The organism is Prosthecobacter debontii, assembly GCF_900167535.1.
Taxonomy (GTDB): Bacteria; Verrucomicrobiota; Verrucomicrobiia; order Verrucomicrobiales; family Verrucomicrobiaceae; genus Prosthecobacter; species Prosthecobacter debontii.
The window spans coordinates 21,719-44,218 of the sequence record NZ_FUYE01000008.1 but is presented as its reverse complement, the minus strand read 5'-3'; the positions used below and the strand labels follow the sequence as shown (position 1 = coordinate 44,218).

The window sequence follows — 22,500 nt, the reverse complement described above, 5'->3', positions numbered from 1 at the left end:
TACGGGGAGCTATTCGGGTTGGTCCATGTCGGGCGTGTGAAGCTCTACCGGCTGGAGGTTTTCAGACTCGTTCGGTTGAGTCAGCACTTTATAGAGGCACCAGGACCACAGGCTTGCGACTGTAGTGACGGAGACAATCATGATTAGGAGTCCACTGGTGGTCATGATAAGTCAGACGGTTTGGATTTATAGGCCGGAGAGATGGAGATGAGCAGGGCCATGGCAATCCCCACGCCAGCAATCAGAACGACACTCAGCCATGAAATGAGATCAGGCTCGATGAACAGGGCTTTCACATAGCCACTGACACCGCTGGATCCTTTGCTGAAGTCGATCCCAAAAATGTTTTTGGCCACCCACATCGAGAAGATCGTCAAAAGGAAGGCAGGGCAGACATATTTGAAGATCGGTCTGAAAAAAGTGGGGATTCGAATGGCCGCGCCATCATGCATTTCTTCCCAGCCCTTTTTCATTCCAAAGACCCAGCCGAAAAGAATGATCTGAATCGTTGCCAAGACGAAGATCAAAAAGGTGCCGACCCAGAAGTCCAGGGTATCCAGGGCTTTTAGATCCTTGGTGAAGTAGGCGGTGAAGCCCGTGCCGAACGCGGTAACGAGGGCTAGAATGGTGACGGAAGCTCTGCGCTTGATGGCTAAAGCTTCTTCCAAGAGGGCGATCCCAGGCTGAAGCATGGAGAGTGAACTGGTCACGGCGGCTAAAAAGAGAACCAGAAAGAAGAAAGCACCGAACAAACTGCCAAGTGGCATTTCACTGAAGACCAGAGGCAAGACATTGAACCCAAGTCCAAAGGTGCCTTTGCCAGCCACGCCCATCACGCCGAGATAGGCGACGCCTGCCGGGAGAGTGATGAGGCCTCCGAGACCCACCTCACAGAGTTCATTGGTGCTGCTGGCGGTTAGGCCACTGAGCACCACATCCTGACGGCGCTGCATGTAGCTGGCGTAAACCAAGATGACGCCAAACCCGACCGAAAGGGAGAAGAAGATCTGACTGGCGGCGGCGAGCCACACATCGGGATTCTGAAGCTGCTGCCAAGGCGTTAGCTCGATCACGGTCTGCCCCACTTTACCCTGGATGTCCTGGGTGGCTTGCTCCTTGGCCTGCGGACCGACATATTCTTTGATGACGGCATCTTTGCCATCCACGGATTCGATCACTTTAACCTTGGAGGGGTTCCACATGTAACCGAGGCCATTTTGCACATTGTTTTCAGCCTTGGCGGCGTCGGGAGTGCCAAGCGTGAGCACGCGCACCAGCACAATGACGGCTAGGACGATCAGGACCGGCATGCCGATTTGGCAGGCTTTTTCAATGCCCTTGGAAATGCCACGGAAGATCAGCCAGAGATTGAGTGCAAAAACAATCAGGAGCCAAGGCAAGAGGGTATCCCAACTGAAGGTGAAAGCGGAGCCGTCCGCGCCGAGGCCGACAAAAGATTCAAAGAAGCTGCCGGAGGCTTCAACATTGTGAAAGCGTAAGGAAGGATCGAAAATCGCTCGGATAAAACGAACGGTGTAACCGAGTGTCCATGCCTCGATCATCACGTAATACATGAAGATGACCACCGGGATGATGGCCCCGAGAACGCCCAGGTATTTGCTCCACGACGGTTTGACCAGGCAGTGAAAGACGCCTGCGGCTGAATTGAAGCCACGCTGCCCTGCGTAACGGCCCATGGCCCACTCGGCCCAGCCAATGGGGAGACCGATGATCAGAAAGCTGATCGCATACGCCAGCATGAAGGCCCCGCCGCCGTATTGGGCAGCTTGACCGGGGAAACGTAGAAAATTACCCAGACCGACGGCGCTGCCGGCGACGGCCATGATGACGCCTAATCTTGATCCCCAAGCTTCCTTTTGCTGTGACATGGGTGGCAGGGTAGAAAGCTCCATGCCAGGAGACAAGTATCAATTTGGCTGTAAAATAAGATGAAACAAAAGACCAAACCTGGGGTCTTATCCCACATCCCATGAATTCCTGGCTCAAAAGTCTCATCGCCCTCAGCATCCTTGTCTGCGTGGGGGCGTTTGGCATTTTGGGCTGGCTGGCCTTGCAAACCACCCGTGCACCGGAGGCTGCGGGTAAGTCTTCAGGGTGGAAGCGGATGTTTCCAGAGTCCGTGCCCGGCAGGGATGTCGTCAATCAAGCTCTGGATCAGGCTGCCGCAGCGGCTTTCCAGTCATTGGATCAACTGGCGGAAAAACTCCGTCAACTGAATGGCATTCCTGGCGTGAAGCCTAACGAGCTGTTGCTGACCTTCAAGTCAGAGCAGGCTCTCAAAGACTTCCGCGAGAGGGCTGCTAAAGCTGGTATCACCATCTTGAGTGATGATCCCCGGCTTTTATCCGCCCATGTGCGCTACACCGATCCGGACGCGATGGCGAAGGAACTGCGACAGAATGCTGGTAATCTGGACAATGTCGGTCTCAACTATGTGGCTTGGGTCCCCGGTTTGCCCGATTTGAATCAAGTCGATGCAACGAACGCTGGAGGGGCTGCGCCCTACAACAACAGCGGCCTCGATGCGATCGGAGCCAATGGGAATCGATCCACATGGGGGAAGGGGATCAAGGTCGCGGTGCTGGATACAGGCGTGACGGATCATCCGAGTTTGCTGGGAGCCGGTGTGGTTCATTATGATCTCGTTAAGGATGGCCAGACTCCCAATGGTCATGGCACAGCCATGGCTTCATTGATCGCGGGTGATGACCCCGTGAATGGAGGCGTGGCTCCGGCGGTGCAGATCCTCGATATCCGAGTGGCGGATCCTCAAGGAGAAAGCACCACCGCTCTGGTGGCGCAGGGCATCATGCAGGCGGTGGATGAAGGGGCTGTGGTGATCAATATCAGCCTAGGCACCACGGGGGATTCCACGGTGTTGCATCGAGCCATTGAATACGCTCAGCAGCAGGGTGTCGTCGTCGTAGCGGCAGCTGGGAACGATCAACAAACCGCCCTGTCTTATCCCGCCGGATATGAAGGGGTGGTGAGTGTGGCTGCCGTGGATGCCTATGGAAATCAGGCGTTCTTCTCCAATTCGGGAGAAACGCTCACCATTTCAGCGCCTGGGGTCGGAATTGTATCGGCTTACAGCGATAATCGCATGGTGGTTAGCAGCGGCACTTCGCAGGCGACGGCGATTACTTCGGGTGTTGTCTCCACCATGCTGAGTTGGGGATACAACTCGCAAAACATCGTCCAGGCCTTGGTGAACAATGCGCAGTCCACTGGGGCTCCGAGTTATCAAGTCGGCGCAGGAATTGTGCAGATTCCCAAACCTTAGGCAGCGCTCGGGCGGCGGCGTTTTTGCCACTGGCCTTGGCCGATGATACCCAGTGTTACCAGAAGCGTCAGCATCGAGAAGGCATCGCCATACTTCGCATAAAAGGTTATGCGTGCTTGTTGGGGAATCTTGACCTCACCGGGCAGACAGCCTTCGATGAAGGTGTTGTTCGTTTCGGGATCGGCGAGACGTGATTCCACATGACCGAAGACATCAATGAAACAACTGATCCCGGTATTGGCCGCACGAACCATAGGGCGTCGGAGTTCTACAGCACGGAACTTCGCATTGGCCAGATGGACTTCGGTTTCGATGCTTTCGAGGAACCAGCCATCGTTGGTGATGTTCACGATCATCTGAGGCACTGGACGAGTGAATTTCCGAGCGAGATCGCCGACCGTGTCTTCAAAACAAATGAGCGGAATGATCTGCACTTCGGGTTTAGCCAGAAGTAACGGTTCTGTTTTCCCTCCAGGGGCGAAATCCCCTGGAAGCACGCCTTGTAAAAATGAAAAAGGCGGGATGTTTCGGAAGGGCAGGTATTCGCCGAATGGCACGAGATGCACCTTGTGATAGAGCTGGCGTTGATCATAACCGCCTTTGAAAAGCACGGCGGAAACATGGCCTCGGCGTTCGGGTTCGTGAATCTCCGTGCCCGTCAGCAGACTGTAATCGCCGAGGCTGAGTAGTTCGTTGAAGTAAGGTTCATGATCCCTCAAACCATAGAGATGCACAGGGAGGGCGCTCTCCGGCCAAATAACCAGATCGACATGCGTCACCCCATCTCGTGCTTCCGCATACAGGCGGGTGAAATCAGCGAGCTTGTGGTAAACCTCAGGTCCGAGATCCCCCGACCATGCGTCCACTTGGGCCACATTGGGTTGCACTAACACGGTGCGGACTTTGATCATTTCCCCCTGCGACGCGGTCAGTTTCAGCATGCCATAACCAGCGACACCAAGGAGGACGATCATCGCGAGGGTGAAGTCGAGACGTGAGCGGCAAGTGCCCTCTCCACGGTAACCCCACACCACGCGGGTCAGTGTATTCCAGGCGGTGCAGGCAATGAAGGTCGGGAGAAAGGACAGCCCGGTTACACCCACCACGTCAGCGATTTGAATCAAGACGGCATTTCGATGCAGGGCCACGCCCAAACCATTCCAGCCAAAGCCCGTAAATAGCCATCCGCGCACCCATTCCAAGGCGGTCCACACCGCAGCGGCGGCTAAAGAACGTGAAAGCGAATGCCAAGTGCTGGATTGCCATCTGCCTGTGGCAAGGCGATCCGGGGAAGGGCGGATGAATCGGCTGACAATCCACGCCCAGAGGCCAAAATACAGAGCGCAATAAAGCGCGAGTCCGAGCACGGCCCCGGCCCCCATCAATTCATTGTCAAAGCCCACCCAGGTATCGTCACGAGCTCCGGCGATGACTCGTGAGGAATGGCGTAGCCAAGAGAGGTTGGGGATCCAAAAAGCCAGTCCTGCCAACCAGCCCATCAAAAAAGGACGTTTGACCTGCGGCTCTCCGTTCATGGGCCAAATCACCGCCAGTAATGGCAGTAGCCAGAGCCAGACCGCGATCTCCAAATTCCAGCCAGGATAAGCGAACGACAGAATCGCACCACCCAGCAAAGGAAGCAGATATCGGAGAAAGGGACGGAAAGCGGTCATGGGCACAGTCTGGTTGATCGACTTCCAGAACGAGCCGACAGAAACCGCTGTTCGAGGTCTCTGTCAAACGGGGGCGTGCTTGGTGATTCGTGCTCTTGCGTTGTCTGAAGCTTGAAATTTCAGGCGTGTTTCTTCAGCATAGACCGAATAGATGGAAGACATGGATTTCGAGGCGCTTCAGCAGTTGACGGTATCTTTCGGATTGGGGCTCTTGTTGGGACTGGAACGAGAGCGCTCGGAGAGTTCCATTGCGGGGATTCGCACCTTTCCCTTCATCTCCCTTTTTGGGACCATTTGTGCTCAGGTGGGGATGCTGACTTCTGCCTGGTTGATTGCCGCAGGAATGCTCGCCGTGGTGGCCATCGTCATCTTTGCCAACTATGCCAAGCTGAAGAATGGATCGGATGATGTCGGCACGACGACGGAGTTTGCGGCCATGCTGCTGTATGCCGTGGGGGCTTTGATCGTGGTGGGGAGTCTTGAGATTGCTTTGGTTGTCGGTGGCGTGATGGCCCTCTTGCTTCATCTGAAAGCGCCGATGCATCGGATGGTCACCGCCATGGGGGAGCATGATATGCGGGCCATGATGCAGTTCGTGCTCATCAGCATGATCATTCTGCCTGTCTTGCCCAACGAGACCTACGGGCCCTATGACGTGTGGAACCCCTTCAAGATCTGGCTGATGGTGGTCTTCATCGTCGGTATCAGCTTGTCGGGTTATGTGGTTTACAAAGTGTTTGGCGCGCGTGCCGGGACGTTTCTCGGCGGGATCATCGGTGGGTTGGTTTCCAGCACAGCGACGACGGTGAGTTATGCTCGGCGCTGTGCCGCTGAGGCCTCGCTCGCGCCGCTGGGGGCCTTTGTGGTGATGACAGCCTCATGCATTTCTCTGGTGCGGGTATTGGTGGAGATTGCGGTGGTCGCTCCCCACACTTTTCCGACTCTCGCCATGCCGCTCGGGATCATGCTGGGCTGGTGCATGTTGTTGGCTCTGTGGCTCTATCTACGCAGCCGCAGTAACGGCCAACAAATGCCGGAACAGAAGAACCCGGCAGAGTTGAAGTCGGCCATCTTCTTTGGGGCTTTGTATGCCTTGGTGCTTCTCGGTGTAGCCGCTGCGAAAGATCACTTCGGTGAGGCGGGCCTGTATGTGATCAGTTGCATCTCCGGCCTCACGGATATGGATGCGATCACGCTATCCACCGCTCAGTTAGCTGGCAACGGCGGCATACCGACGAGGCTCGCTTGGCATGCGATTCTGCTCGCTGCGATGTCGAACTTCATCTTCAAATTTGCCACCGTCGCCGTGCTGGGGTCGCGCGAGTTAGTGTGGCGGGTGGGCGTCGCGTTTGGCTTAGCCCTCGCTGGCGGCTCGACATTATTGATCCTGTGGCCTTGGTGATCTGTGGGTTTCTCCCCATCTGAAAATCACGCTTCAGCGCTTTAGCCCCTCTCCCCAGAGGGGCGAGGGAGGACGTCATTTGGCTTTCGATGAAACAGACCAAGGATCGTCCCTCTCTCCCTTGGCTAGAGGCCAATGTGAGGAGGGGGGATTCCACGACCCAAATTGGGCTCGTTCTTTCGGGGAAGTCGTCTTACTTCTCCGACAGGATCTTTGCCGCTTCCTCTTTGCCGATTTCACGGACAAACAGATTACGCCAACGGATCTCACCACCGTGGGTCTGGAGCATGATTGGGCCCGTGGCAGCCAGGGGTTGAGTGCGGTCCCAGAAGTTTTCCATGACAGCGCCATCCACGACGAGTTTGTCATTGAGCCAGACCCAGGTGCGATCACCGATCTGGCGAATGCGGAAGCTGTTCCATTCACCGAAAGGCTTGTCGGCGAGCACCAGAGGATCCCGGCCTGGCGTCTTGGGCGTGTTGTTGAAAAGACCACCGGAGCCGAGATTGGGGTGACGGTCGGGTTTCTTCGGGTCATCCGGCTGATTGATATCCCAGATCTGCACCTGCGGCGTGCCGCGCAGGTAGATGCCGCTATCGGCCTTCGCCACGGTTTTGTATTCGATGAGAAACTCGATGTCGCCAAACAGCTCATCGGTTGTGGCATAGGGACCCGTGCCAATGTTAACCAGTTCACCATTTTCCACATGCCAGTGAGCGGCGAATTCCTCGCGCATCTTGGCGAGGGCGGCGTCTTTCTTTTCTCCGGTCAGCTTCACCACGGAGTGAGGATTGAGGCCGTGCCAGCCAGTCAAGTCACGGCCATTGAAGATCGCTCGGAACCCTGGAGGTGGTGTCGGTTCGTCGGCGGAAAGAGAGCTTAAAGCGAGGGCGAACCCGCAGAGGGAGAGGAAAGCGATTTTCATGAGCAACGACCACAACGGCAGCTATGAGCACCGTCATGCGTCCGGCTGGCACCGGGATTCAGCTTTTTGTGCTGTGCGGAAGTTTGTGCCGTTCGGTTGCACAGATGAAGAGGACGCGCTAGATAGCTAGCCCTCCATGTCTGCTCCAGCCAACCGAATTGACCGTCACTTTGCGGAACTGAAAACCTCCGGCAAGCGTGCCTTTGTCGCGTATGTCTGCGCTGGAGATCCCACGTTGGACAAGACCATTGACGTCGTTCTTGGCCTGGAGAGAGCTGGGGTCGATATTGTCGAACTGGGTTTACCCTTCTCCGATCCTTTGGCCGATGGCGTCGTCAATCAGATGGCTGCCGACCGTGCTCTGAAGGCAGGTGCCACGACCAAGAAGGTGCTGGAAATGATCCAGACCCTGCGCAGCAAGACACAGATTCCTCTGGTGCTCTTCACCTACCTGAACCCCATCTATGCCTATGGCTATGAGCAGTTCCATCACGATGCTGCAGCCGCAGGTGCGGATGGCATTCTGGTACTGGATTTGCCCCCTGAAGAGGCACTGCAAAACGCGGAGTTGAAGCCCACCCCTGAGCTTCGCCACATCCAGCTCATTGCACCGACATCCCCTGCAGATCGCATCCAGCTTATCGCCAAGCAGGCGGAAGGTTTTGTCTATTACGTCTCTCGTCTCGGCGTGACCGGCGCGCAGGTGGAGATCGCCAGCGGCATCTCCGAGCAGGTGGCCGCAATCAAAAACTCCACTGAGGTGCCTGTGTGCGTCGGCTTCGGCGTCTCCAATCCCGAGCAAGCGGCCACCGTGGCCAGCATGGCCGATGGCGTGGTCGTCGGCAGTGCCATCGTAAAGCTGATTGAGAAAAACGGTGCCGCGGCGGATCTCGGCGATCAGGTCGAGGCTTTTGTGAAACCTCTCGTCACGGCTGTCAAAGCTCTATCTTGATTGATCTTCGGCGACGTATCCTCTCTTACCCCTGGATTCTTTGACACCTTGACGGTCTCCCTTTCGACCTCCTCTCCCATGACTCTGAACTTTTGGAAAATGAACGGCGCTGGCAATGACTTCGTCATGCTGGACAATCGCGATCTCTCTCTGGCGCTGACCCAGGATCAAATTGAGCGCCTGTGTGATCGCCATCGTGGCATTGGAGCCGATGGCCTGCTCTGTGTGGAGCCCGCCACGGAAGGTGGTGACTTCAAGATGCGCTATTACAACGCCGATGGCGGCGAGGCCGAAATGTGTGGCAATGGCGCCCGCTGCTTCGGTCGCTTCGTCAATCGCCTGCACAACGATTCGCTCACTAACATCCGCTTTGAAACCCTGGCTGGGATGATTTCCGCCGAGTTTGAAGCCGGGCAGGTGCGCATCAACATGAGCGCCCCTCACAGCCTGCGCCTGAATGACACGCTCCCTGTCGAAGGTGAGAGTCTGACCGTTCATAGTGTGAACACCGGTGTGCCTCATGCCGTCGTCTTTGTTGAGGATCTCGACAATGTGCCCGTCCGTCCTTGGGGCGCAGGTCTGCGTTATCATGAGGCGTTCAAGCCCAAAGGCACCAACGCCAATTTCGCCAAAGAGCTGGCTCCTGGAAGCATTTCCATCCGCACCTACGAGCGCGGTGTGGAGGATGAAACCCTGGCCTGCGGCACCGGCATGGTCGCCTGTGCTTTGATCCATCACGAACTGACGGGTGCCCCCAGCCCCGTGTCAGTTCTCGTCAAAGGTGGCGATACCCTCCGCGTCGGTTTCACGGAAACTGCCCCGCATGAATACACCGATGTTACCCTGTTCGGTCCGGCGGATTTTGTTTTCCATGGAAGCGTCGAGATTTGACTCCATCTGAGGATGAAAAGCGTGACCACTAAGGCCAACGTCCCGATTCGAAAGCGACGCTAGCCGCTCTTCGATTCACATTTTTCATTTCGCAGTTTTCAATTTTCAGTCTCCCTCTATTTTCCCCACTCCCATGTTCGCAGGAACCCACACCGCCATCGTCACCCCTTTTCGCAACGGCAAGCTTGATGAAGAAGCCCTGAAAAAGCTCATCGACTTCCAGTTCGACAACGGCGTCTCCGGCGTGGTCCCCTGCGGCACGACGGGCGAATCCCCCACACTGGATTATGATGAGCATGAGCAGGTGGTGAAACTGACTGTCGAGTATGCTCGCGGTCGTGGCATCGTCATGGCTGGCACAGGCTCCAACAGCACCCGTGAAGCCGTGGAGATGACCCAGGAAGCGGAAGCTGCCGGGGCAACCGCCATCCTCCAGGTGGCTCCGTATTACAACAAGCCGACACCCGAAGGCCTGTATCAGCATTTCAAGGCCGTAGCCGACAGCACCAAGCTGCCGATCATGCTGTATAGCATCCCTGGCCGCTGCGGCATTGAGATCGGTCTCGATGTGGTGGCTCGCCTTGCCGAGAACTGCCCGAACGTCCGCGCCATCAAAGAGGCCGGGGGCAACCCGGAGCGTGTCAGTCAGATGAAGCAGATCCTGCCTGCCGACTTCGAAATCCTTTCCGGTGACGATGGTCTCACGCTGCCCTTCATGTCCGTCGGTGGCGTCGGTGTGGTCAGTGTGGCCTCCAACCTCATTCCAAAGCAGATCAGCGACATGGTGAAGCTCGCCCTCAAAGGCGACTACACCGGAGCCCTCGGCATCCATCAGCAGTATTACCCGCTGTTCGCCGCCTTCCTGAAGCTCGCCACCAACCCCATCCCGATCAAAACCGCGATGGCCATGGCCGGTCACTGCACCCACGAACTCCGTCTGCCTCTCGTGCCGATGGACGACGCCAAAAACGCCGAACTGGAAGCAACGCTGAAGAAGCTGGCGCTGATTTGATTGGATCGACTGGTGATTGAATCTGCCTCCGGTAGGTTGGGATAATCAAAACTAAACGGGCATCGGGAGAAACACCCGATGCCCGTTTTGTCGCGAAGAGCTTGATAATGTCGCCAAGAGCAACACTCCTTTAATAGGGGCGTGTCACGATGACATAGCTGCTGCCGGAAGGGCGATACCAGGTATCCCGATGCGTGTAATACACATTGCCGCGATACATCACCCGACGAGCCTCACTCGGCAGCACGACCCGGCCACCGGGGCTGTAAGGGCTGCGGGGGTCACGGGGGTCACGGGGGCTGAGATGATCGTGACGATCATGGTCATGGTAAGAGTCTCGGTAGCCTGAAGGGCGGCTGACTACGACATAACCACTGCCAGAGGGGCGATACCAAGTATCCCGATGGGTGTAATAAACATTGCCACGGTAGCTGATGCGGCGTGCCTCACGAGGCAAGACGACCACTCCGCCAGGGCTCAGCGGACTGCGAGGATGAACCACCGGTGGGCCGGGAGGAAGAGGGGCATAGGGCCCGCCAGCCACTGGGGTGACGTAGCAGGAAGTCAGAAGCATGGCCGGAGCCAGAAGTGCGGCGTAAAGAATCGGTTTCATGAGGGTTCAGGGAAGATTGAATGTTCCTCTCTATTCGTAGGAACGCGTTTTCTTGGACGGGGTTGCCGTATTTTGGATTCATTTCCTTTTCAACAGACGTAGAAAGGGACGCGCATTAGCTTTCGTTTGACTGCTCCCTTTCGCGCCCTCTTTTCCCACCTCCTACCATGACACCCGAAGAAGCCCAAGCCCAGCTCGACCAGCAAGTCCGCGAAACCATCCAATGGCACTTCAGCCCTGAAACTGGCTGTCCGTTCTGGCTGGACTTCGCCAAAAAGAACTTCGACCCTCGCGGCGTGGTCAACAGCTTCGCGGATCTCATTGCGAAATTCGATCACTTCCAGGACGAGTCCCTGCGTGATCTCCAACCTGAAGTCTGGGTCCCAGCGGCCTTCAAAGGCAAGCCCTTCAACATCTTCGAAACCGGTGGCACCACAGGCATGCCCAAGCAGCGCATCGGGTGGAACGACTACAAGACCGATTACGAGGAATTCAGTGGCAAGATCAGTGACGAGCACTTCCCCCCAGGTGGTGCCTGGCTCATGGTCGGCCCTACCGGCCCACGCCGTCTCCGCCTGGCTATTGAGCATCTGGCTAACTTCCGTGGCAGTTCCTGCTACTTCATTGATCTCGACCCACGCTTTGTGAAGAAGCTCATCTCGAACAAGCAGTTCGACGTCGCACGTCAGTACATGGATCATGTTGTGGACCAAGCCACGCTCATCCTGAAAAACCGCAAGGTCACGGGTCTCTTCACCACCCCCAAGCTGCTGGAAGCGCTGGCAGAGAAAGTGGATCTCTATGACGCCGGTATCCGCGGTGCGTTCGTGGGAGGCACGACCATGACACCTCAATACGTTCGTTTCATGGTGGAAGAGGTGCTCGAAGGCCGCATTGGCTTCTACCCCACCTATGGCAACACCCTCATGGGGCTGGCCGCCAGCGTGCCGATCACACCTGAGGACCAGTTCTCCGTCACCTACTACGCTCCACAGCCCCGTGCCGTGCTGCGCGTCGTGGATCCGAAAAACACCGCCCAAGTCGTGGACTACGATACCTGGGGCCGTGTGGAACTGACCACCCTCACCAAGGAATTCTTCATGCCCCGCTTCCTAGAGCGTGACGAAGCCATCCGCCGCCGCCCACGCAATCAATATGCTTGGGATGGTGTCGCCGACGTGCGTCCCTTCGGTGCCATGGAGAAGACCATCGTCGAAGGCGTGTATTGATCTCAGAAAGGTTGCTCAAAAACCTACTGCCAAAGCGCAAGACTTCGGTCTTGCGCTTTTTAGTTGGCTCGGGGTCTAACCACAAAAAAGCCCCGGTCTGATAAGGACCGGGGCTTTTTATGAAGTCACTTCACTTACACCAGCATCAGAGCGGGGCTTTCGATGAACTTGCGCATCTCAGCCAGGAAGGTGGCTGCAACGGCACCGTCCACCACGCGGTGGTCACCGCTGAGGCCGACCCACATGCGCTGGCCGACGACGATCTGACCTTTGTCGTTCACCACAGGAGCATTGCGGATGCTGCCGATGGCGATGATGGCGGCCTGGGGCGGGTTGATGATGGCGGAGAACTGGTCAATGCCGTAAGCGCCGAGGTTGGACACGGTGATCGTGCCGCCTGCGAAGTCATCGGGGCTCAGCTTCTTGTTCTTGGCCTTACCGGCGAGGTCTTTGACGCTCTGGCTGATTTCCAGGAGGGTCTTCTTCTCGGCTCCCTTGATGACCGGGGTCACCAGCCCGTCATCAATGGCGATGGCGACGCTGAGGCCGACGGACTTGAATTTAACGATGGCATCGCCATCCCAAGCCGCATTGATGGCAGGTTGGGCCTGAGCGGCGCGGATGACGGCCTTCAGGATGAAGTCGTTGACGGTGTACTTGTTGCCACCGCTCTTCTCGTTGGAGGCGTTCAAGTTCGCACGGAATTCCATCAACGGGCCCGCATCGACTTCCATCTGGAGGTAGAAGTGTGGGATCTGGGTCTTCGAGGCCAGGAGGCGCTCGGCGATGATATTGCGCATGCTACTGGTCGGCACGCGCTCATCTTCTGGACCATAGGTCGGGCGGATGGCTGGGGTGGCAGGAGCGCCACCACGGACGGCACCACCTTTAGGTGCGGCCTCCACATCGGCACGAACGATACGTCCGCCAGGGCCGGTGCCTTCCAGGGTGCTCAGATCCACACCTTTTTCGTCGGCGATCTTGCGAGCCAGAGGGGAAGCTTTCACGCGGGCGTTGCTTGCAGCCGCACGGCGGTTAGGCTGGGGAGCTGTGGGCAGGCGTGGGCCTGGGGCAGACACGGTTTTCTTCGCACCTGCAGCAGGCTTCTCAGCCTTCGGAGCGGGGGCCGCAGCCGCCTGAGCATTCGCAATGATTTCATCCAGGTTGGCCGGGACTTCCTCGCCTTCTTCCAGCACGATGGCCAGAGGGGCATTGAGGGGAGCCTTTTCACCCGCTTTCACCAGGATCTTGTGGAGGGTGCCCTCAAAGAAGCAGGGCATTTCCATCGTGGCCTTGTCCGTTTCCACATCAGCCAGCGTCTGGCCGGTGGTGACCTTGTCCCCTTCTTTGACGGTCCATTTAGCGAGGGTCCCCTCGGTCATGGTGTCACTCAGTTTGGGCATTTCAATGATTTTGGGCATGGCAGAAAAAAGCGTTGGAGGAGAAAAAGAAAAGCGAGGAGTGCGAGAGAGCTCGAGTCAGGAAAGCAAGGCGATCAGATCAGCAGATGGACAGAACCTTGGCGATGACCACATCGGCAGTCGGAAGCTGAAGGGCCTCCAGCGGCGGGCTGTAGATGGCGGGGGAGTCCAGGCTATTCACGCGCAGAACCGGGGCATCCAACTCATCGAAGATCTGGGCCTGGATGGTGTAAGCGATCTGGGAACCCACGCCGCAGAAAGGCTTGCCTTCTTCCACATAGATGGCGCGGTGCGTCTTGGCCACGGAGTTGAGGATGGTTTCCTCATCCAGCGGACGGATGCTCCTCAAGTCCACCACTTCAGCGTTGATGCCATGCTCTTCTTCCAGGATGCGGGCGGCTTCCAAGCAGGTGATCACGGCTTTGCCATGAGCGATCAGGGAAATGTCTGTGCCTTCGCGCTTGATGTCAGCGACACCGAGAGGGATGAAAAGCTCGCCATTCGGCAGTTCATCGTTGGAGGGCACTTCCCACTCTTCACCGTAGAGCTTCGTGCTTTCCATGAACATCACGGGGTCGTTGTCGCGGATGGCCGCCTTCATCAGGCCTTTGGCGTCATAGGCATTGCTCGGCACCACGCACTTCATGCCGGGGAAGTTGGCCATGATGTTTTCCGGCGTGTGGCTGTGGGTTGCCCCCACGCTGGTGCCCCCGTTGGCCGGACCACGCACCACGATCGGGCAGTTGATCTTACCCCCGCTCATGTAGCGGACCATCGCGGCGTTGTTCACGATCTGGTCCCAGGCGACGGTGTAAAAGCTCCAGAACATCAGCTCCATCACCGGACGCACGCCCAGCATGGAGGCACCCACGCCCATCCCGATGAAACCGGCCTCACTGATCGGGGTATCCACGAGGCGCTTGTCACCCCATTTGTCCCACAGACCCTGGGTCACTTTGTAGGCTCCGTTGTATTGAGCCACCTCTTCCCCCATCACCACGACCATCGGGTCGCGGGCGATCTCTTCGTCCAGGGCTTCACGGATGGCGTCGCGGTAGGTGATTCGGCGGGGCATTGGATCAGGGGTAGGGATAGAAAAAAAGGAAGCCAAGTAGTTCGGCGGCTGACGGTCAGAGTCAAGAGCAGGAAAGCGCCCAAGCATGAACGATTTGCCAGAACGCTCTGTCCCAAACCCGCACGCTTTCGCATTGCATCAGACCCGCCCTCCACGCAACATCTGCGCACATGAATTTCCCCCGCTTCATCCCCCGAGCCGCTCTTTTCCTCCTCGTCACCGGCGTCAGTGCCCTCTCCCTGACCGCTGCCGAGCCCTCCGGAAAGTGGACCCCGCCCCCCACCGATGGCAGCTTTTGGAAGCACGCGCCCACCTCGCTCGCCTTTCCGCCTTTCCTGGGTGACTACCGGTTTGCTGGTCACTTCGACTACAAGGACGATGGCGTTCTCCTCCGTTACGAAAACCTGGAAGAGCAGGCTCGCATGGACATCTTTCTCTTCAAGGCTGGAGCCCCTCTCCCCACACTGGAGGATAAACACCGCCGCATTTTGGCCGAAATGGACATCGTCTCGCGCGATATGGAAAGTATGGTCAAACAGGGCCGCTATAAAAACCTCTCCGAAAGCGAGCTCCAGGGCGGCGAGCTGGAACTCTGGCAAAAACAGTCCCTCCCCATCGCCACCCGCGTCATCACCGCCACCCGCATGGGCATTTCTGACACCGGCAGCGCCGAGGCCGTTGTCCGCCAGTGGGTGGGCATCACCCTTCTCGATGACTACCTCATCACCCTCCGTCACATGCGCCCTGCCGCCACTGGCGACGCCGGCGAGGAATCCATGAAGCGCCTCATCGGCCTCGTCTTCCAGGTGATCAAAGACCCCGCCCTGCGCAGCCACATCCAGAGCCTCATCAAGGACTACCAGGCCGATCCCTTCTCTGAGTATGGTGTGCAAGCCGCCGCCGCCGTCCTGGCCTACCTTCAGCAGACCCCCTATTTCCCCATCAACATCCCCGAGCACCCCGTCGCTCAATGGCTGGAGCACGCAAAAGCCATCGCCCCCGGCACTGAGGAAACCCTCCTGCGCGCCTTCATGCTCGGCAGCGCCAAAGCCGCCCTCACCGGTGGCGACGCCGAAACCTGCCTCCAGGAAGGCTCCCGCCAATTCGCCAAAATCTACCGCCAACTCGTCACCCAACACCCCCAGATCGCCCGCCCCGAGATCGACGACTTCGTCACCGCCGCCGAAAAAGGCGAGGGCCACGTCTGGATGCGGAAATACACCCGCGTGACGCAGTGAGGAGGGCGCAGTGTTCAGTAAACGGTGATCAATGTTCAGTTTACAAGGGGCAAACCACCCCCTTGTCTCGACTCGCGCAGTCGGCCGACCGGAGCGCGACTATATGCTGAGCGCAGCGAACGCGACGAGCCATTTGTTCCCGCCTGCGATGCCGCGCCTTCCTTATCTCAGGAAAGTTACGCGAGTAGGCTCCGCCATACTCGCGCTCCGGTCCACTGGCCTGCGTCAACGCTTGATAGGCTTGGTTCCGTGTTTGGAATATTCACACCTTGGCTTTGGCCCGCTCATTAGAGTAAGGACTCCCTTTTCTGTCGGAGATAAAGCGGGTGACAAAACAACAAACTTGTCGATGATTCTCCTGTTAGGCAACTCCACGTCTTTCGACTGACTCACTATGGCCCAAGACTACATCATGCGCTTGACGCAACAGGTTGTCGCCATGCTTGCCGCGATCATCGCCAAGCGACGCGCCGGCCAAGTCGAAGACGCGAAACAGGATCTCGCCACTCTCTGCCGCCAGAACGTCGGCCTGAACCTCGACACCGTGAAGCAGCTTTCTCCCGACGCGCTGGCGGCTCAACTCACCTCATCCGGCGCGCTGCGGTATCCTCGCTCCGTGATGCTGGCCGAATTTCTCATTCAGGACGCAGAGATCCAGGAGGAGCAGGGGCAGCCGCAGCAGGCATTGCCAAACTATATCCACGCCTTTTGTCTCCTGTCCGACGCTATCGACTTTCTCACGCGGGAGGAGCAGGACGTTTTCCGACCCAAACTCGAAGAGCTAGCCACAAAGCTCGAACAACTCCCGCCGAATCCCTACACCAGTGAGCGACTCCGCGCTTATCGAACCCCAGCCTAACTATGAGCTGCATCGAACCCGGCTAGAGCGTCGAGGTTGCAGTCGTAGCTTCCAGTAGGCCGCACCGCGGGCCCTAAGCTCGTTAGGCAGTGCTCGCTCACACTGGAATGGAATCAAAACACATCTAACGTGCGCACAACGACATTCTTCGAGATCATCTTGCAGACAGCGGATTTTACATTCAGCGGTCGTGACGAGATTGAGGATCCGCTCGACGAGGCGCTGCAGGCAGCGGGCCTCGGTGAGGCTACGGGCGGAGGAAGCGGCAGGGGCATCACCAACATCGACATTGAGGTGACAGACACTCAGCGTGGCCTCGCCCTGATCTGGGATGTTCTCCAAACTCTCAGAGTCGCACCCAGCACAATCATCCGGCAGTCAGGTTCACCAGCCCTTGAGCACGCTGCGTATGACTTCAGCACATAACCAAGCACCGCCGCGAACGGCTCCAACAGCGCTTCCGTCCCCAAGGTTCCCATTCTTCAAACCCAACGGGTTTGCGTCATTCAGCCCAGGGTTCCCCGAACCCTGGGACCTTGGATCCATCAACGCCCTGATCCTGGCGAACCTCAACGAGGTTCCGTCTAACCCGTTGTGCCGAGCCTTCCAGTCCTTTTGTCCCGATCACGGAGGCTATCCTTCCGTCTGAGTCGGCCAAGCGAGGTGAAGCGCCCTCCTCCGGCCTAGCAGTTCCTGACCTCCGCTTTTCATGCTTCCTCTTAATGAAATGTTTGGCGAGCCGCAAAAAACCGATAGTCTTGAAAACAAATGATGCGCCGCTTTGCTACAACGTTCTTCGTACTGATTCTGGCGAGCTGCGCGTATCGCGACGATGTGACGGCTATCCACCCCCATCGGGAGTCTCTGCTTGGACCTTCAAAAACAACCAAGACGCTCTACTTACAGGTTAAGGGAAAGGACGGATACTTTGCGAGCCGCTTCGAACCTGTACGCTACCAGCTTCAGGACGATGGAAGTTGGACTGCCATCCATCTTCCAGCGGACATGATCCTTCCTCCAGGAACGCTTATCATTGTCGATCACATCTACTTGGGTGCGAGCATGAGCGCGGGGCCTCACACGAGCCTCGTTGGAAGAGCATTTCCACAAGGCCCGCAATCTCCGGTGAAGATATCCTCATTTCATGAGTCTCTCCAGATTGACCTGGTGAAGTGGGAGCATGAGCATGGGATTTTCTCGAGGCCAAAGACGACTGATTACTTGAATCTAACGAAATATTCATCGCCCCGATGGTAATGAGCAAAACGCGCATAGGGCGCGGTTGCCTCCTTACCAGCCTTCTGTTTCATCGGCGTGTTATTGCATCAGGTGGCAGACAAAGAACCCAGCGGCGTGCTCTTAAAACAGATCAGCCAGCATGATCCCCATGCGGCATGGGGTCATTGAGATGGATCGGGCTTCCACCCAAGCGGCGTGGATAGCTGAATACCGACAATGGGGGGAAAGCTCTGAGACATGCTGCTAGACGGGCTGTGCAACCGCTGGAAATGCCCGAATCATCTGGAGGAGCAGACGACGCAATGGCTGAAAGGGATTTGGTTGGCACCAAGACAAATCAACTCGTTGATGGATCAAGGTTGGCTGCTTTTACAACCAACTGTTTGTTCCGCACCCTTTATACCCGTTAAATAATCAGAGAGGCATCACTTCACAATGGGAACGAGCAGCCGTGACGGATGCTCCTTTTCATGCAGGATGGTGTGTGTGGCGGTCTGGGTTTCCTGCATCCATTCGGTATGCATCTTACCGCCGGTTTGATTGTTGGGCTCATAGAGCGGGGCTCCTGTGCTTGAAAGGGTGACTTGAAGGCGGTGGCCGGAGTTGAGGATGATGCTGGTCCAGCCGATGCGCCATTTCAACTGGGCAGGTTGGCCAGGAATAAGCAAGACCTGCTTATCAAAACCTTCGCGATAACGGGCACGTAGGGGGTAATCCATGATCAGGATGCTGCGGCCATCCGGGTACACATCGGAGACACGGACAATAAAATCAGTATCGGGGGCGGTGGATTTCACCCAGAGTTCGGCCTGGACGGCGCCGGTGATTTCCAGAGGCTTCGTGAGGGGTTCAGTCGCCCAGGTGCGAACTTCTTTTTGCTGGTCGAAGGCTCGGGTATCCTTGGCACCTGGGAAGGACCGACCTGGGATCTCCATGGGATGCAGCGGATCACAATCATAAGAGGTGCCGCTGGTGGCCGATGCAGGGGAGGTGTCTTTCAGGACCGCACCTTCATGCAGGTAGAATGAAGTCTCGGTTGCTGCAGGCGGCCAGTCGGAGGCTTCGCGCCAGACATTGCCTGGAGCATTGGTTTCCCCGACGGCTCCCATAACGTAGTAGCGCACGGCAGGTTCCTTTTCGACGCCGTTATCCACGCCTTTCAGCCAATGATCGAACCATCGCACCATGTGCTCCAGCTCCGGCCAGGTCGCATTGTTGGGATAGACGAGGTCGCCGACCTTGCTGCCTTTGTTCAAACGACCGTGCAGCCAGGGGCCTAACAAGAGTTGCTGAGTTGCATTCGGCTTGCGGCCCTGGAAGCTGAGAATGCTGCCCTGTACCATGAAATCATACCAACTCCCGATGGTGAAACAGGGCACGTTCATCTGGTCGAAATGGAGACCACAATCTTCGGCGCGCCAGTAGGCGTCATAGTTGGGATGCTGGTCCCATTCGCGCAGCAAGGCCGCGTTGTCGTCTGGATTGCGACAGTTGGACTTGAAGGCCTCAAACCGCAGCGGGCGGGTGATACCTCCGATACGATAACCTTCCTGAAAGAGGCTGACGCCCGTGTCCACCATGTACTGGCAGATCAGATGTGGAGGACGGGTGACCGCGAGGAAGTTTTGGGCAAAACCGCCCTGAGAGCTGCCAAAGCTGCCAACCTTTCCCGTACTCCATGGCTGTGTGGCCAGCCACTCGCAGGTATCATAACCATCCTTCAATTCGCCCCAAGCCAGCGCTCGGTAGCCCACATAGGTCCCTTCGCTCTGCTGCGAGCCGCGGAAGTTCACCATGGCCACGACATAACCTCGCCGGGCCAGATCCGCCGAGCTTTTGCGTGTGCCACTTCCCGTAAGAGAGGCATACCGCTGCTCAAACACGACCGGCCATTTCCCCTCGCCCTCCGGCAGGTACACATACGCAGAAAGTCTCACGCCATCCCGCATGGGAATCATCACATGCTGCTCTCGAACGCCTTGAAGATCAATGGGAGGTAGAGGCGCGGAGTCGGCATGGGCGCGGTCAAAACAGAGGCTACAAAGCAGAGCGAGAATCGGGACGTAGGATTTCACCTGCATTCCTACGTGAACGGAAAGCCAGATTCATCGACCAACTCCATCGACAACGATTTGGAGAGGTCTCATCGGCCCAACAATCCGCTTGCATTGCCCGTGCTTAATCCACCCCGTGATGGATATGAAAATGAAACCTCGTTCTAGAAATGACCATCGCCACTGGAAAGCGTGGGTGGACAGGATGCTGGCACAGCCGGAAATGCCAGGAGACGGCTTGAGCCTTTTTGAGCCATCCATGAGCCACGGTTAAAACCATGCAAGGGTTCATTCCCAAAGAACGACGACCAAAGATCGTCCGAAAAAGAGCCCAAAATCAAAAGCTCTACAAAAGGCATCAAAACTCAACAAAAGCACTCCAGCATCCCCGCCTAAGCACGAGGACGTTACCCCTCAGACAGACTTTTTGCCAAAAGCGAGGAGACAGCGAAACGGAGTTCTGATAGGAAGCGTTTTTCTGATCTCGGTTATGAAAGTCTTGCTGCCCCTTTTCCTCCTGCTGGCCACCTCGGTGTGGGCCAATTCCCTGAAGGCTCCGCTGGAGGAGATCCGTGCGGTGGGTAAGGAGGGGGCGGGCAATGAGAAGGCCACAGCGGCCTGGCAGGCACTGACTCAGGCGGACCCAGCAACGCTGCCGGAGGTGCTGGCGGGCATGAATGGTGCGAATCCGCTGGCAGAGAACTGGCTGCGGGCGGCGGTGGGGGTGATCGCGGACAAGGCGCTGGAGCAAAAGACGCTGCCGGTGAAGGCGGTGCAGGCGTTTTTGGACGATACCAAGAACAGCCCGACCGCACGGGTGGTGGCCTTTGACCTCATCCAACGCGCCGAGCCTGAGCTGGCGGAGAAGATCACCCCGAGCCTCCTGGAAGACCCTAGCAGTGAACTGCGCAGGCATCCCGTGGCCAAGCTGACAGAGGCAGGGGATGAAGCTCTGGCTCAGGATAAAAAAGACGCTGCGCTGGCGGCCTATCAGCAGGCGATGAACAGCGCGCGCGATGAAGATCAGATCAAGGCGCTGGCGAAGAAGCTGAAGGACCTGGGCCAACCCGTGGATCTGCCCAAGCACTTCGGTTTCCTCATGAGCTGGAAGGTCATCGCGCCTTTCCCCAATGTGGAGCGCAAGGGTTTCGATACCGTGTTCCCACCGGAAAAGGAGATCAAGCTGGATGCCAGCTACCCTGGTAAAACCGGTGACGTGAAATGGCAGGAGTTCACCAGCCAGGATGACTATGGCATGATCGACTTTAACAAGCCCTTCACCATGCTCAAGGAGGTGACGGGTTATGCCTACACCGAGTTTGACTCCGCTGAAGAACGCGATGCCCAGATCCGTCTCGGCTGCAAAAACGGCTGGAAGGTGTGGCTGAATGGCGAGCTACTCTTTGCCCGTGATGAATACCATCGCGGCGCAAAACTGGATCAATACAAGCTTCCGGTTAGGCTCAAGAAAGGCAAGAACGCCATCTTGGTGAAGCTTTGCCAAAACGAGCAGACGGAGCAGTGGACGGTGGAGTGGCAGTTCCAGCTCCGCGTCTGCGATGCCACTGGCACGGCGATTGCCGAGGCGAAGTGAGTTTTCCTCCCCATGCCATCTCGTCCTTTGATGATCTCATGAAACTCGTTCGATTCTTTGGCTGGACGATCCATTGGAGCCTTCAAGGCCTGAAATTGTGGCTGTTGGGCGTGGTCGCCATGTACAGCGTTTCGCCATTGACTTATCTAGCCACGCTTTTGCAGCGAGAGGGACCTGCCGACCGTGAACTTAACCGATCGGTCGAGGTTTGTTTGATGGTGATGGCTATTCTCTGCCTCCTCATCTCACTGGCAGCCTTCACGGCTATTTTTGCCAAATTTCTGGAGGTTTTTCCTCTCACTCCTTATTCGAGCAAGACTCCCTCTCATCCAACCGAAGATGAGTCCGTTTTTAACCCGTCAAAATCCCACCTTTCCTAACCGACATGATCCGAACACTTTTTTCAGCGCTCTTCATCCTAACTCTCACTCCTTCGATTGAAGCCGAGGACTTCACCCCGGAGCCAGGCTTCACCAGCCTCTTCAATGGCAAGGATCTCACGGGGTGGTGCTTCCGTGAAAAGGTGGATCGCAAGGCCCCTGCCGTGGGTGCCGTGGCGGTGACCCATGATGGCAAAACCGAAGCCTCAGATGGCGGGCTGTATCTGGTGAAGGACGGAGTTTTCACCATCCGCTTTCCCGAGGAGATGGATAAGCTGACTGGGCAGATTTACACGGTGCAGGAGTTCCCGAAAAACTTCATCCTGAAGCTGGAGTTTCGCGCTTCCGTCAATGCCGACAGCGGCATCTTCATCCGTCGCCCACAGCTTCAGTGCCGCGATTATCTCGTGGCCGGGCCCGAGGCTTACAAAGGCCTGAAGAACTACAAAGCCCAGGATTGGAATCAGATCGAGATCATCGTGAAGGACAGCGTTGCTCACTGCACCTGCAATGGCGAGGTGCTGGAAGAAGCCCTGAAGCTCCCTGAAACCGGCCCCATCGGTCTGGAGGGAGATCGCGGTCAGATGGAGTATCGCCACATCCAGATCAAGGAACTGCCTTAACCGCAGACGAGACACG

The 22,500-nt window shown here is 57.1% G+C and carries 20 protein-coding genes; 12 read left to right on the top strand and 8 right to left on the bottom strand.

Annotation, left to right across the window (positions count from 1 at the left end):
- Positions 1 to 9 precede the first annotated feature (9 nt).
- Positions 10 to 141, bottom strand: coding sequence for a hypothetical protein (locus tag B5D61_RS27000; protein ID WP_281251782.1), 132 nt, complete (start codon positions 139 to 141; stop codon positions 10 to 12).
- A 20-nt stretch (positions 142 to 161) separates the two neighbouring features.
- Positions 162 to 1,889, bottom strand: a complete 1,728-nt coding sequence (locus B5D61_RS13055) for an SLC5/6 family protein (RefSeq protein WP_078814025.1) — start codon at positions 1,887 to 1,889, stop codon at positions 162 to 164.
- A 101-nt stretch (positions 1,890 to 1,990) separates the two neighbouring features.
- Between B5D61_RS13055 and B5D61_RS13050 the strand changes: the two genes are divergently transcribed.
- On the top strand, positions 1,991 to 3,304 hold the full coding sequence (locus B5D61_RS13050; protein WP_078813842.1) for a S8 family peptidase: 1,314 nt from the start codon (positions 1,991 to 1,993) through the stop codon (positions 3,302 to 3,304).
- Here B5D61_RS13050 and lnt read toward each other — a convergent pair.
- Positions 3,301 to 4,977 carry an apolipoprotein N-acyltransferase gene (lnt, locus tag B5D61_RS13045; RefSeq protein WP_078813841.1) on the bottom strand — a complete coding sequence of 559 codons (1,677 nt, stop codon included), beginning with the start codon at positions 4,975 to 4,977 and terminating at the stop codon, positions 3,301 to 3,303. The genes B5D61_RS13050 and lnt overlap by 4 nt on opposite strands.
- Before the next feature lie 151 nt (positions 4,978 to 5,128).
- Here lnt and B5D61_RS13040 point away from each other — a divergent pair, with 151 nt between their 5' ends.
- The gene (locus tag B5D61_RS13040; protein WP_245846536.1) at positions 5,129 to 6,379 is read left to right on the top strand and encodes an MgtC/SapB family protein; all 1,251 of its coding nucleotides are present in this window, start codon (positions 5,129 to 5,131) and stop codon (positions 6,377 to 6,379) included.
- A gap of 193 nt (positions 6,380 to 6,572) precedes the next feature.
- Here B5D61_RS13040 and B5D61_RS13035 read toward each other — a convergent pair whose 3' ends face one another.
- On the bottom strand, positions 6,573 to 7,304 hold the full coding sequence (locus B5D61_RS13035; RefSeq protein WP_078813840.1) for a 3-keto-disaccharide hydrolase: 732 nt from the start codon (positions 7,302 to 7,304) through the stop codon (positions 6,573 to 6,575).
- Between the two features lie 136 nt (positions 7,305 to 7,440).
- Between B5D61_RS13035 and trpA the strand changes: the two genes are divergently transcribed.
- The 3 genes from trpA (at position 7,441) to dapA (ending at position 10,159) form a co-directional block, all read left to right on the top strand.
- Positions 7,441 to 8,256, top strand: coding sequence for a tryptophan synthase subunit alpha (trpA, locus tag B5D61_RS13030; protein WP_078813839.1), 816 nt, complete (start codon positions 7,441 to 7,443; stop codon positions 8,254 to 8,256).
- Positions 8,257 to 8,334: 78 nt separating this feature from the next.
- Positions 8,335 to 9,147, top strand: a complete 813-nt coding sequence (dapF, locus tag B5D61_RS13025) for a diaminopimelate epimerase (RefSeq protein WP_078814023.1) — start codon at positions 8,335 to 8,337, stop codon at positions 9,145 to 9,147.
- 133 nt (positions 9,148 to 9,280) lie between these two features.
- A complete protein-coding gene (gene dapA / locus B5D61_RS13020) occupies positions 9,281 to 10,159 on the top strand; it encodes a 4-hydroxy-tetrahydrodipicolinate synthase (RefSeq protein WP_078813838.1) in 879 nt (292 codons plus the stop codon).
- Between the two features lie 130 nt (positions 10,160 to 10,289).
- On the opposite strand, the gene B5D61_RS13015 is transcribed toward dapA, so the two are convergent.
- Positions 10,290 to 10,772: a hypothetical protein gene (locus B5D61_RS13015; protein WP_078813837.1), complete on the bottom strand. Its 483-nt coding sequence runs from the start codon at positions 10,770 to 10,772 to the stop codon at positions 10,290 to 10,292.
- Positions 10,773 to 10,939: 167 nt separating this feature from the next.
- Between B5D61_RS13015 and B5D61_RS13010 the strand changes: the two genes are divergently transcribed.
- Entirely contained in the window at positions 10,940 to 12,001 is a 1,062-nt protein-coding gene (locus B5D61_RS13010; RefSeq protein WP_078813836.1) for a phenylacetate--CoA ligase family protein, read from the top strand.
- 134 nt (positions 12,002 to 12,135) lie between these two features.
- Here B5D61_RS13010 and B5D61_RS13005 read toward each other — a convergent pair whose 3' ends face one another.
- Together B5D61_RS13005 and B5D61_RS13000 are read right to left on the bottom strand one after the other, a co-directional pair.
- Positions 12,136 to 13,422: a pyruvate dehydrogenase complex dihydrolipoamide acetyltransferase gene (locus tag B5D61_RS13005; protein WP_078813835.1), complete on the bottom strand. Its 1,287-nt coding sequence runs from the start codon at positions 13,420 to 13,422 to the stop codon at positions 12,136 to 12,138.
- Between the two features lie 79 nt (positions 13,423 to 13,501).
- Entirely contained in the window at positions 13,502 to 14,497 is a 996-nt protein-coding gene (locus B5D61_RS13000) for an alpha-ketoacid dehydrogenase subunit beta (RefSeq protein WP_078814022.1), read from the bottom strand.
- A 170-nt stretch (positions 14,498 to 14,667) separates the two neighbouring features.
- Between B5D61_RS13000 and B5D61_RS12995 the strand changes: the two genes are divergently transcribed.
- The 3 genes from B5D61_RS12995 (at position 14,668) to B5D61_RS12985 (ending at position 17,020) form a co-directional block, all read left to right on the top strand.
- Positions 14,668 to 15,735 (top strand): hypothetical protein, encoded by a 1,068-nt coding sequence (locus tag B5D61_RS12995; RefSeq protein WP_078813834.1) that lies wholly within the window; start codon positions 14,668 to 14,670, stop codon positions 15,733 to 15,735.
- Between the two features lie 394 nt (positions 15,736 to 16,129).
- A complete protein-coding gene (locus B5D61_RS12990; protein WP_078813833.1) occupies positions 16,130 to 16,594 on the top strand; it encodes a hypothetical protein in 465 nt (154 codons plus the stop codon).
- A 129-nt stretch (positions 16,595 to 16,723) separates the two neighbouring features.
- A complete protein-coding gene (locus B5D61_RS12985; protein WP_078813832.1) occupies positions 16,724 to 17,020 on the top strand; it encodes a hypothetical protein in 297 nt (98 codons plus the stop codon).
- Between the two features lie 1,238 nt (positions 17,021 to 18,258).
- Here the strand turns inward: B5D61_RS12985 and B5D61_RS12975 are convergent.
- A complete protein-coding gene (locus B5D61_RS12975; RefSeq protein WP_245846535.1) occupies positions 18,259 to 19,908 on the bottom strand; it encodes a CocE/NonD family hydrolase in 1,650 nt (549 codons plus the stop codon).
- Positions 19,909 to 20,377: 469 nt separating this feature from the next.
- Between B5D61_RS12975 and B5D61_RS12970 the strand changes: the two genes are divergently transcribed.
- Genes B5D61_RS12970 through B5D61_RS12960 form a run of 3 tightly spaced genes read left to right on the top strand, consistent with a single transcriptional unit; the run spans position 20,378 to position 22,484 of the window.
- Positions 20,378 to 21,481 carry a hypothetical protein gene (locus B5D61_RS12970; RefSeq protein WP_078813829.1) on the top strand — a complete coding sequence of 368 codons (1,104 nt, stop codon included), beginning with the start codon at positions 20,378 to 20,380 and terminating at the stop codon, positions 21,479 to 21,481.
- Positions 21,482 to 21,519: 38 nt separating this feature from the next.
- Positions 21,520 to 21,861 (top strand): hypothetical protein, encoded by a 342-nt coding sequence (locus B5D61_RS26315; protein ID WP_176159408.1) that lies wholly within the window; start codon positions 21,520 to 21,522, stop codon positions 21,859 to 21,861.
- 5 nt (positions 21,862 to 21,866) lie between these two features.
- Complete coding sequence (locus B5D61_RS12960; RefSeq protein ID WP_176159407.1) at positions 21,867 to 22,484, top strand: 3-keto-disaccharide hydrolase; 618 nt, start codon at positions 21,867 to 21,869, stop codon at positions 22,482 to 22,484.
- Positions 22,485 to 22,500: the final 16 nt, after the last annotated feature.